Annotated in this window: 11 protein-coding genes; 2 read left to right on the top strand and 9 right to left on the bottom strand. The window is 44.2% G+C overall.

The genetic code is table 11. The features are described from left to right. Positions 1-343: 343 nt before the first annotated feature. The 9 genes from QT974_RS21835 to QT974_RS21795 form a co-directional block, all read right to left on the bottom strand. On the bottom strand, positions 344-1,132 hold the full coding sequence (locus tag QT974_RS21835; RefSeq protein ID WP_333470519.1) for an amino acid ABC transporter ATP-binding protein: 789 nt from the start codon (positions 1,130-1,132) through the stop codon (positions 344-346). A gap of 219 nt (positions 1,133-1,351) precedes the next feature. After that, positions 1,352-2,257, bottom strand: coding sequence for a transporter substrate-binding domain-containing protein (locus QT974_RS21830; RefSeq protein WP_333470518.1), 906 nt, complete (start codon positions 2,255-2,257; stop codon positions 1,352-1,354). A 149-nt stretch (positions 2,258-2,406) separates the two neighbouring features. Beyond that, positions 2,407-3,060 (bottom strand): amino acid ABC transporter permease, encoded by a 654-nt coding sequence (locus tag QT974_RS21825; protein WP_333470517.1) that lies wholly within the window; start codon positions 3,058-3,060, stop codon positions 2,407-2,409. 17 nt (positions 3,061-3,077) lie between these two features. Further along, a complete protein-coding gene (locus QT974_RS21820) occupies positions 3,078-3,752 on the bottom strand; it encodes an amino acid ABC transporter permease (RefSeq protein WP_333470516.1) in 675 nt (224 codons plus the stop codon). A gap of 590 nt (positions 3,753-4,342) precedes the next feature. Next, positions 4,343-6,004, bottom strand: coding sequence for a putative bifunctional diguanylate cyclase/phosphodiesterase (locus QT974_RS21815; protein WP_333470515.1), 1,662 nt, complete (start codon positions 6,002-6,004; stop codon positions 4,343-4,345). Further along, on the bottom strand, positions 5,976-8,372 hold the full coding sequence (locus QT974_RS21810) for a PAS domain S-box protein (protein WP_333470514.1): 2,397 nt from the start codon (positions 8,370-8,372) through the stop codon (positions 5,976-5,978). The genes QT974_RS21815 and QT974_RS21810 overlap by 29 nt, the downstream gene beginning before the upstream one ends. A gap of 417 nt (positions 8,373-8,789) precedes the next feature. Next, complete coding sequence (locus QT974_RS21805) at positions 8,790-8,957, bottom strand: hypothetical protein (protein ID WP_333470513.1); 168 nt, start codon at positions 8,955-8,957, stop codon at positions 8,790-8,792. Continuing rightward, on the bottom strand, positions 8,954-10,144 hold the full coding sequence (locus QT974_RS21800; RefSeq protein ID WP_333470512.1) for a WD40 repeat domain-containing protein: 1,191 nt from the start codon (positions 10,142-10,144) through the stop codon (positions 8,954-8,956). The genes QT974_RS21805 and QT974_RS21800 overlap by 4 nt, the downstream gene beginning before the upstream one ends. Beyond that, entirely contained in the window at positions 10,134-10,379 is a 246-nt protein-coding gene (locus tag QT974_RS21795) for a hypothetical protein (RefSeq protein WP_333470511.1), read from the bottom strand. The genes QT974_RS21800 and QT974_RS21795 overlap by 11 nt, the downstream gene beginning before the upstream one ends. 70 nt (positions 10,380-10,449) lie before the next feature. Here QT974_RS21795 and QT974_RS21790 point away from each other — a divergent pair, with 70 nt between their 5' ends. Then, the gene (locus QT974_RS21790) at positions 10,450-10,827 is read left to right on the top strand and encodes a DUF1257 domain-containing protein (RefSeq protein ID WP_333470510.1); all 378 of its coding nucleotides are present in this window, start codon (positions 10,450-10,452) and stop codon (positions 10,825-10,827) included. Between the two features lie 102 nt (positions 10,828-10,929). Then, the gene (locus QT974_RS21785; protein WP_333470509.1) at positions 10,930-11,616 is read left to right on the top strand and encodes a class I SAM-dependent DNA methyltransferase; all 687 of its coding nucleotides are present in this window, start codon (positions 10,930-10,932) and stop codon (positions 11,614-11,616) included. The last annotated feature ends 183 nt before the right edge of the window (positions 11,617-11,799 follow it).

Here is an 11,799-nt window from a genome sequence, read left to right as displayed (position 1 = left end):
ATTAGTCATTAGTCATTAGTCATTAGTCATTAGTCATTAGCGCGAGCGTCCCCGCTCGCGAACGTTATTAGTCATTAGTCATTAGTCATTAGTCATTAGTCATTAGTCATTAGTAGATGCACAATCGGAAGAATCAGACAACAGTTGAATATTATTGTCAAAAAAAATACTCAAACCGTAATTAGAACTCTTGCAGAAGTCCTTTCAATCAAATTTTCGGACGATGCTCGGAGCAACGTCCCACAAAAAAATAATTAGGACGTTGCTCGGAGCAACGTCCTAATTATTTTTGAAAGATGTCTATTAAATAAAAGTGAAAAGCACAGGCATTTAGACTCAATAACTAATGCAAAATTTGTGACAAAAATTTCTGAGTCCGCTCGTTAGAAGGATTGTTGAAAAACTTATCGGGAGTAGTATCTTCCACCAGCACACCATCAGCTAAAAAGATAATGCGATCGGCAACTTCACGAGCAAAACCAACTTCATGAGTAACGCAAACCATCGTCATCCCGCTATCCGCCAGACCTCGCATTACCTGCAACACTTCCTGTACCATTTCCGGGTCAAGGGCAGAAGTCGGCTCATCAAACAGCATTACTTTTGGACGCATCGCTAGCGCGCGAGCGATCGCCACCCGCTGCTGTTGACCGCCAGACAACTGTCCCGGATATTTGTTAGCTTGGTGCGCAATCCCGACTCTCTCCAGCAGTTCCATCCCCAACTTGTCAGCCTCTGGTTTGGACATACCGCGCAAGTGGATCGGCGCTAGAGTGACATTGCCCAAAATTGTCAGGTGAGGGAACAAGTTAAATTGCTGAAACACCATCCCCACCTCGCGCCGCACCATCTCAATATTTTTAGCATCGTGAGAAATCAGCGTGCCATCAATCTCAATGCTGCCTTTTTGGTATGGTTCTAAGGCATTAAAAGTACGAATAAAGGTGGATTTGCCAGAGCCCGATGGCCCCATTAGCACCACCACCTCGCCTTTATTTACAGTCAAGCTGATACCTTTGAGTACATGAAACCCATTGTCATAGGTTTTTTCGACATTTTTGGCGATAATGATTGGCTCTAAGCTATTGCTTAACCCAGTGGCTTGATTTGCTCTAGATTTTGAGTCGTACATTTTAATATTCTCCTTGAGATAATGTTGGAAATTCGATCGCGATAGTTGATGCGTTTTGTTGATTTGCTGTTGACTCCGCCCAAAAACAGGTACTTCCGAACGACACGAGCGTCAAGATCCAACCCAAAATTTTAGACTCAAGTTCTGCCTCCGGTGATTCAATCTGGCAACTAAATCTAAAATCTAAAATCTAAAATCTAAAATCTAAAATCTACTGACCTAAGTTGCTGGTGGAGGAGTCAAGTCTGGTAGCGGCTCGCCAAACCATTTCAACGACAGTTCATTTAATTTGCCTGACTGCTTCATGTCATCAATAATGCTGTCAAGTTTTGCCACTAGCGGCTCGTCACCTTTACGAACACCGACGTAGCAGGGTGAGTTCTTCATGATGAACTTATTTTCTATTTTGATATTGGGATTGTCGCGAATTACTTTGGCAGCGACGACGTTCCCAGTAGCAATTAATTCTACTTGACCTGATATTAAAGCAGATGCAGTTAAACTGTTGCTAGAAAATCGCTTGACTGTAGGCGCTTGCTCTGGCGGTATCTTGGAAATTTCTAAATCTTCTAAAGAACCTTGCGCAACTCCCAGCGATCGCCCTTTGAGATCGTTTAGCGAGGTCGCTTTAATATCTGGACTGCCGTACACGCCTGAAAAGAATGGTGCATAGGGCTTGGAAAAATCAATGATTTTAGCGCGAGCTTTATTTTTGCCCAAACTAGAGATCACGATATCAACGCGAGCAGTCTGAAGAAACGGAATGCGATAGTTGCCAACCACAGGTACTAACTCGGATTTTACCCCCAAAGCTTTAGCGATCTCGTTTGCTACATCAATGTCATAGCCCTGCGGCTGCATCTCGACGTTCATCGATCCAAACGGTGTAAAGTCATTAGGAACTGCGGTTCTGATCGCTCCTGCTGCCATGATTTTGTCTAAAGTTTTACCTGGCTCACCCTTGGGAGGTGCAACTGCTTCCGGGTTAAACACAGCCATTGAGGTGATGGACGTAGTTGCACTCGAACAAGCAGCAATGCTCACAGTCAGAACCAAACTGGCGACAAAAAGTGCGATCGCCCGATGCCATTTGTTCGGAATCAATTCCTTAAATATTTTCATCATCAGCAACACTCCAAATATTCCGATGGTTGATGTCTCTTTGATTCAATAAGGTTCAGTTAGAATTGTCATTGCGAGGAACGAAGCAATCGCAGAGTTTGTTTTTCACATCGCTTTTACTCTCTTGACCGTCTTATCTGAACTGTATTGCTCTATGATTTATAATTGAGTTGCTTCTCCAACCGCTGGCTCCAAAGAGATAGCGGATAGCAAAGAGCAAAATAAATTAGACCAGCAATCGAAAAGACTAAAAGTGAGTTCAATGTGACATTATTGATCTCAGAAGCGACACGAGACACTTCAGCAAACCCAATTACTGATGCTAGCGAAGTCCCTTTAATTACCTGCACCAGAAACCCGACAGTCGGTGCGATCGACATTTTAAACGCTTGGGGAAGAACAATTAACTCTAGCTGTTTAGAATAGCCAAACCCCAACGCTGATGCAGCTTCCCACTGTCCGGCGGGAACAGCCTCAATCGAGCCGCGCCAGATATCTGCTAGAAATGAACTGGTAAAAGCCGTCAAAGCAATGGTAGCGGCTGCAAGAGGCGATAAATTTATCCCAAAAACCACCGAAGTACCGAAAAAAGCTAGAAAAAGCTGTAAGAGTAATGGTGTTCCTTGAAAGAACTCGATATAAATCAGACTTAAGCCTTTAATCCACTTGTTCGGAGATATCCGCATCAGCAGCAATAAAAAACCCACAATTCCGCCTACCACAAAGGCGATGAGAGACAAGATAATTGTCCATTTGGCCGCAATTACCAAGTTAAGGAATATCTGCGGTACTGTAAATCCATTCATTTGAGCCTGCCAATTAACTATCGTCGATACTGTGCAAACTTAAAAAATCGCCGCTCAATCAGATAGGAGATTCCTTTGATAATCCAAACGATCGCCAAATAAATCAGCGATATGGCAAAGTAAATCTCAAAACTGCGAAAACTCCGAGAATTGAGAAAATCTCCTGCAAAAGTTAAGTCTTCAGTAGCAATCTGAGACACCACACTCGTAAATAAAACTGCCAAAATCACCTGTCCGATCAAGGCAGGATAAATATTCGCTAAGGCTGGCATCAGAATGATGTACCGAAATACAGATATTTTGTTAAATCCCAGTGCCATTCCTGCTTCTGTTTGACCTTTGGTAATGCTTTCGACTCCCGCCCGCACAATTTCGGTCGAATAAGCACCAAAGTTTAAAGCAAGCGACAAAATTGATGCTTGCTCTGCCGTTAACTTGATGCCCAAATTTGGCATCCCAAAGAAAATAAAAAACAGTTGGATGATATACGGAGTATTCCGAATCAGCTCCACGTAGGCTAGAGCGATCGCATCCTGGATTTTGTTACCAGAGGTTCGGCAGACTGCGCCAATAATACCGATGACTAGGCCGAATGCGATCGCGATCGCTGATATCCTGAACGTCGTTAATGCACCTGCAAATAGCAAAGCAAGATTATCCCAGACAATTGAGAACTCAAACTGATAATTCATAAGTATTTGGGTTCAGATAAGGGATTAAGGGTTTTGTTCCTCTGCCTAAAGGAGAGGGGGTTGGGGAGAGAGTTTTAGCTATTCAATTACTTGTTGGTTGAATTGGTGTGTACAGTATGCAATCTTTAATAAATAGCTTCTGTTAAGTTCATTACATTCTCGCGGAATCCTGCTATTCATGCTCCGAAGACACCCTGTATCCTGACTGTTACCTATAATCTTGCGGAGATTGAGGCTATCCAATCGGTCAAATATTATGAGCGAACTCGTCTGCCGAATTGCAACTTGCAGCTTTTCCACGAATGCGGACGCCGACAAGTGCATCCCCAAAAAAAACAAGCACAAGCATAGGCTTGTGCTTGCTATTAGCTAAATCCATACAAAGGACTCCTACATCTGAGGTGTCACAGCACAGTAGCTGCGATCCTCAGACTATAAGAAGTTGCGCAGCAGCTCAAAGTATGCTGGCCCAAAAGAGCGATCGACGATTCAATCCGAGGAAATGTGGTTATTGGTAGCTCAGAAGGACACCAAACAATAGATTTGGTTAGCAGCGAAAGTGTGGCTTTTGTTGCCGAATGTCCAATGCGCTACATAACCCAGCACTTATCACTTTTTAGTAGCGCTTCAAACTGAGGTTTTGGCAAAGCCTGACTGAAAAAATGACCTTGAATTTCGTCGCACTCGCGATCGCACAAAAAAGCTAGTTCCTGCTGATTTTCTACCCCTTCAGCAATCACAGTCATGTTCATGCAGTGTGCCATTTGAATAATCGCTACCGTAATCGCTGCATTTTGGCGATCGTCGGCAATATTGCGAATAAAACTCTTGTCAATTTTGATTGCATCAAACGGCAAGCGTTTCGGATAACTCAAAGAAGAATATCCCGTACCAAAATCATCAATTGCTATCTGAATTCCCATATCTCTCCACACCGTAAAAGTTCGGGCTGCCGCTTTTTCATCTTGCAAAATTAGACCTTCGGTCAATTCTAATTGCAGGCATTTAGGATCGAGATTAGTTTCTCTCAATATCTCGCTAACTCTCTCGGTAAAATTTTTTTGCTCAAACTGGCGGGCTGACAGGTTGACCGATACCCGCAGCGGAGGCAAACTCTCTCTTTGCCAAGCTTGAGTTTGCCTGCAAGCAGTTTCTAACACCCATTCCCCCAGCGCTGCAATCAAGCCCATTTCTTCTGCCATGGGAATAAATTCTGCCGGAGAAACTCTGCCCCTTTTTGGATGGTTCCAGCGCACCAAAGCTTCAGCACCAATAAGTTTTCCGGTTTTGATTTCTATTTGCGGCTCATAGTACACTTCAAATTCTGACCTTTTTAAAGCATTGCGCAGGCAAGTTTCTTGACTAAATTTATTGATAGAATTAATCGCAGTTGTTGCGGTATAAAACTCATATTTATTGCCTCCTCGTTCCTGAGAATTGTACATAGCGCTATAAGCATTTTTCAGTAATTCCTCTCCATCGCAGCCGTCTCCAGGAGATAAACAAATGCCGATACTTGCCGTCACGTAGAGTTCCGAGCCTTTAAAAATCATAGGTTGGGCTACAATATCTAAAATATTGCGAGCAATCTTGGCAGCATCCTGTTTTTCGGCAACTGGTTTGATAACGATCGCAAATTCGGCAGATTCCAAACGAGCCACTAGATTAATTTTTTCGGTGAAGTTACTCAGCCGCTCGGCAACTTTGCAAAGTACGGAATCGCCGATATCATGGCCCAAGTTACTGTTAATTCGGTTAATTCTATCTAAGCTCAGAGTCAAAATAGGAATCATTTCTGGCAATTCTTTTTGATTTTCTAACACCAGGCTTAGCTGCTCTCGTAATAGCGAACGATTGGGCAAATTTGTCAAACTATCATACTGATGTCGGTGGAGAGCTAATTGAATAGTTGTGTGTAAGTTTTTTTCTTCAAATGGTTTGACAATATAACCGAATGGTTGCGTTACATTGACCCGCCGCAAAGTATTTTCATCAGCATAAGCTGTCAAATAAACTACCGGAATATGAAATCGTCCGCGAATTTCTTCTGCTGCTGTAATGCCGTCTATTTCTCCTTGCAAGTTAATATCCATCAAAACTAAATCCGGTCGCAACTCAGTCGCAGATTGAATCGCTTCTTCTCCAGAATAGACAATGCCTGTGATACTATAACCCAAAGCTATTAAACAGTCTGATATGTCTTCCGCAATGATACTTTCATCTTCAACTATCAAGATTTTTCTGGTTGGCATTAATTTGTTCGCTCCGAGTATTTGTTGGCTGAGAAAATGTTATTTGAAAAGTCGTGCCTGCGGTTTCTAATAAATCTATTTTTCCCCTAATTTGCTTTACCAAAGACCCCACTAGGCGCAAACCCAATGTTCGGGCATTTCGATAATCTAAATCTTGAGGAAAACCAATCCCGCTGTCGCTGACGACCAGCACACAAGCCCCATTATTCTGTAATGTAAAATCTATTTTTATTTTACCCTTTTTCGGTTCGTTAAAAGCATATTTTAGGCAATTCGTTACTAGCTCGTTGACGATCAGTCCGCAAGGAACGGCTGTATCAATATTTACAGAATACGGCGCAATTGTTGTTTGCAACTCGACGCCTTCTGCATGAATTTCATATGCTTGGAATAGATTGTGAGCCAGATTTTGGATGTATTCAGCAAAGTCAATATTTGACAAGTCTTTGGATTGATACAATTGTTCGTGAACTAGGGCCATTGACCGGACTCTATTCTGGCTTTCTCTTAACATTTCAGTAACCCGGCTGTCTTGGATGTAGCGGGACTGAAGTTTGAGCAAACTGGAAATAACTTGCAGGTTGTTTTTGACGCGGTGGTGAATTTCTTTGAGGAAAACTTCTTTTTCTGCGAGGGATGCTTTGATGCGATCCTCGTCGCGCTTGCGGTCTGTAATGTCTCGCACTACTGCTTGAATTACTTTTTTCCCGTTAATTTCCATGGCATTTAACAGCACTTCTGCGGGAAATTCTGAACCGTCTAGACGTTTGTGCACCCAGTCAAAGCGACAGCTACCCGTTCCCACGGCTGTGGATATTCTCTGTGCGGCTAAACTGCACGAGTCTTGTCCGCTCGGCTGAAATTTCGGGGAAAATTCGCTGGGGTGCTTGCCATAAAACTGTTCTTTATTTATGCACCCAAAGATTGCTAAGGTGGCGAGGTTGCAGTCAAAAAATTTTTCTTTATCTAGCAGCATTACTGCATCGCTGGTGGCTTCGTAAAGGCTGCGAAATTTTAATTCGGACTCTTGCAAAGAAGCAATTAATTGTGTTTTCTGAGCTTCGGCGCCCTTGCGGTCAGTAATGTCTATCCCTACTGAAACTGCTGCGGTTCCCTGATGGTATTTCTGAGCTACTATCAAATAGTTGCGGGTGCATCCTTCAATTTCTATGTCTATTTCTTGCCAGGTTTGCCCAGATGAGCTATCAAAAAAGTTTCTGATTAGTTGTCCAAAAGTCGAGCCTTTGTCGAGAAAGTTGATTTCTTGACCGACAAAGCTTTCGGGAGACCTTTTGAACGAGGTTGCTAGGTGTTGGTTGACTCCTATATACCGCAAATCTGAACTTACCCAAGAAATCAGTCCGGGTACGGCATCCAAGACGGCTCGAAGTTGGTCTGTAGCTTCTTGCAGTGCTTCTTCCGATCGCTTGCGATCGCTAATATCTGTTGCGGTTCCGCACAAACCTAAAATAGCGCCGTTTTCAGATTCGTTGACGATGCTGTTGACGCGCAGGTGTACGGGTGTACCGTCTTTGCGGATTTGTACTATTTCGTAGGGAGAGTTAGAGATTTTTGGGTGAATGCTAGTTTTCTCTAAAAGTTGCGCAAATATTTCTATTTGTCTATTTTTGTTTTGTGGTATCAAAAAATCTGTGAAGCGGCGGCCGATCATTTCTAGGGGATCGTAGCCGTAGATGCGTTTGGCGGCGGAATTGACAAAAGTCAAGATGCCTTGAATGTCGATCGACCAAATTAACTCTTGGGACGTTTCTACCAGGTTGCGGTACTTTTTTTCGCTGTCAGCAAGTGCTGCATTCAAGACTGCGGTTTCCTGTTGAAGTTTGGTTTGTAATTCTTGATTTGCTGTTTCCAAACTGGCGATCGACTTTTGGCGATCGGTAATATCAGTAGAAACACCCACTGCCCCGATAATTTCACCGTTGTCATCTCGCAGGGGTCTCGATCGAATTTCGTGCGTTAAATGCCCCTCCTGGGTATTCCAAATGCGATCGTTTCCGGCTAGCACCTCGGCCATATTCTCTAAAATATTTGACTGACTGTAATCGGCAAAACTCGACTCCCCAACAGTTGCACCTGCTTCGATCCCCAAATTGTCCAATCCTTTGCCTGCGGCCATAGTTAACTTGCCACTTTTATCAATTGCCCATAAAAAAACAGGGGTACAACTGAGGGCGGCGTGCAAGGTTTGGTTGGCAAGTTTGAGGCGATCGATTTCTGCGTGCAGCCGATCGCGAGTGTTGTTTAATTCTAGCGTCAGTCGATCGGCTGTTTGCTGCCACGCAGCAGCAGTTTCGCAGATTTCTGCTGCATTGCACGAAAAATAGATGGATTGGTTGCGCTCTGACATGATTCCTCCGATAAGCAAGTTATATCTAACGCCTGCCACTTTTTAAGCATAAACTTGTTAATTGAACTATTACAGTTCGCCGCGATACTGATCGAAGTTAAATCCGATAATTTAAATTTAGTTTAAAGCGGTCACGAATTGACGAGCGATCGGATTTTATGAACTGTTTAAAAATTCATAAAAAGCTGATTGATTTTTGCGAATCCGTACTTTTACGGCAAGTATGTGTAGTGATGCAAAAAGAAGTTCCGCAATCCTAGCGTTGCACAAGACGCGGAACTATAAATTTATTATATTTGTTTCCGTAGATTCACGCAGCCCCGGCTCGACAATCCGGACTTTTGAATTTGTTAAAAAGTCCCGCAAGCACTCTCGCTTCATCTCGGGTCAAATATCGGTCATCAAAACTGTTGGCAGTTAGAAATGAGGTGCCGCGTTAGGAATATGGTGCGATCGCTCAAAAATTCCCCCAAACCTTCGGCGTGCGAGCAATGGGTTGATACCTGCACTCAGCAACGCCAACTTTTCCTGTTCCGTGTTGGCTGTTTGTGCTTCTGCCCTTTTTCCGGTTTCTGATTCCTTCAATTAATACCCCAAATTTTGACAGTTTTATCTAAACTGCCGCTGATTACAGTTTCGCCATCGCTACTAAAAGCCAGACAAGCGACAGAGCTTTGATGTCCGGTGAGAGTCTGAATGTGTTCGCCGGTGCGGGCATTCCATAATTTGAGATTACCATCGGCGCTAGCACTGACAACTGTGCGCCCGTCGGGACTAAAAACGATCGCATTTATCGAGTTAAAATGCCCGGCCAAAGTTATTGGATTATCCGGATGCGATAGCTGGCGCAGTTGAATATTTCTGTCCCAGCCGCCAGCAGCCAAAGTCTGCCCGTCTCGACTCAAAGCTAGACAATTCGCATAACCTTTAATGGTTTGGGAGCATTCTCGGCGGTTGAAATTCCAGAGTTTAATGGTACCATCAGAACTGCTGCTAGCAAGAGTTTGTGCGATCGGGCTAAAAGCCAGACTCGCAATTCCTCCTTTGTGCGCTCCCCAAGTTAAATGACTGCCAAAAGTACAAATTAACTTTCCCGTCTCTAAATTCCAAATTTTGATTGTAGTATCTGCCGAACCGGTGGCAATAAATTGACTGTCGGGACTGATGACAATTGCGGTAATTTCGCCTTCGTGTCCGAGGGAAGTATGCCGCAATTCTCCTTCCTGCCAAATTTCGATCGCGCGGTGTTTCGGAAGATTTCTGCTTCTGACAAAAACTTCGGTTTCTTGGCAAAGAACAAAAGTTTCTTGAGCGCGGGGATACTTGTCAACAGTATAGAGTATTTCTCCTGTCTCTAAATCGCAAATTCTAATTATTTTGCCGTGCAAACTCGCCGTGCGATCGCCCGCTGGACTAATCGCCACATTTGTCCCTATTTTGACAGTACGGATGCAGTCAAAAAGTCCGTAAGGCACGAACTTTGTTAAAGCTTGGCGGACAAAAGGTTCTGTCCTTTGTCGCAAAAGAGAATAAGCAACTCGCTGTACTTCTGGGGCGGGATCGAGCAGGGCTGCAATTGCTAAATTCAAACCGGCCTCTCCGTATTGGCAAGCATCTTTAACGGCGGCTGTGCGCGCCTCGATACTAGGACTGTGCAAGCGCTGCTTGACTCCGGCGATGCCTCCCAAAACGGCGGCGGCGATCGGGATTTGACTTTGGCCGCCGAGGACGGCATCATATTCTCTGGGTTCGTTAGAATTATTAGCCATCATAGGATTTTAGATTGGGGATTTTAAATTTTAGATTGGGGAATTGGGAAATTGGGAAATTAGTAATTAACGGGCGATACAGGAAAGTTGACAACAGCTTAGAGCCATTAAAAACTGAAATTTTTGCCAGGAGTCCGATGCCGGACAATAAACGGCTAACCCACCAGGTTTCTAGGCTTGTGTCGCGCTGGTAAGTCCCATATTTTTCGTAAAAACCGGGTTGAAGAGTGCAACTCATAACTTATTGACTGTTGGTGTTTATGCAATTATAATCAAATTAGCGTTTCAGACAAAAACCGGAAAGTGATATGTCACACTTCACAACGATCAAGGTTCAGATCAAAAACGGCGAACTGCTGCATCAAGTGTTGGAAGAGTTGGGTTATCAAGTAGAGTCCAATGTGCAGGTTCGCGGTTATCGCGGGGACAAAACTAATGCCGAGTACGTAATTAGGCAATCCAACGGTTACGATTTGGGTTTTCGGCGCAGCGGCGAAGAGGATTATGAATTGGTGGCGGATTTTTGGGGCGCTCGCATTAACCAGCAGGAATTTGTCAATTCAATCAGTCAGAAATACGCGCACAAAACTTTGATGGCTGCGGTACAGTCTGAGGGTTTTAATGTGGAAGCAGAGGAAACTTTGGCGGATGGAACGGTGAGGGTTGTTGTGGGTAGATGGGTTTAGCGATCGCCCTTTTTGAAGTCGTTTTTATATACTCAGGACTTACGCAGGATCGGGTAGCAATCAGATTTCTGCCTAAGTCCTAGTACCAAGAAGAAAATTACCATGAAATTCGATCGCCCTGAGCAACAAATTCAACAGAGTTGGGAAGCTAATGCTGACGCATGGACACACGCGATCGAGCAAAATTCGATCGAAAGTCGCCGCGCAGCAACGGATGAGGCTATTCTGCAAGCTGTGCTGCGCTACGGGCCTCGGCGAGTGCTGGATGTCGGATGCGGTGAAGGTTGGCTGGGGCGCGCCTTAGCAAAGCACGGTGTAGAGGTGGTTGGGGTTGATGCTTCCCGTGGTTTGATCGATCGCGCTATTTTGAAAAGCAGCGGTTGTTTTCGGGCGATCGGCTACGATGAAATTATTGCCGATCCAGGGATACTCGGTCAATCCTACGATGGGATTGTCTGCAATTTTTCGCTACTTGGTGAGGAAATTGGAGATTTATTGCGATCGTTACAGCAAGCCACAGTCTCAAACGGACATCTGTTCATCCAGACAGTTCATCCATTCACAGCGTGTCAGCAACAGCCCTATGTTGACGGATGGAAAACCGAGACTTTCGACAACTTCGGCGGAGCTTTTCGAGAACCAATGCCGTGGTATTTTCGCACAGTTAGCTCGTGGTTTCAACAAGTATCAGAATCCGGCTGGAGAGTGTGCGAAATCGAGGAACCAATCCACCCACAGACGAAGATTCCTCTTTCCCTGCTGCTAATTTTTCAGTCACCCGGCGATTGAAATCGCTTCTACAGGAACAACCAAGTCGGCGAAACGCGAGACTGAAGAGAGGTAATAGAAGGAGATTTGGTATGGGTGCATCTCAATGCAAGCAAATATGTTTGTAGGGGCGAAGCATGACCGCAGTCAATATAAAATTATAACTAATAACTTATATGCGGTCATGCTTCTTCAGGCTTCAAA

The organism is Microcoleus sp. BM001215392, from assembly GCF_036700185.1.
GTDB lineage: Bacteria > Cyanobacteriota > Cyanobacteriia > Cyanobacteriales > Microcoleaceae > Microcoleus.
This window is presented reverse-complemented; position numbering and strand designations above follow the sequence as displayed.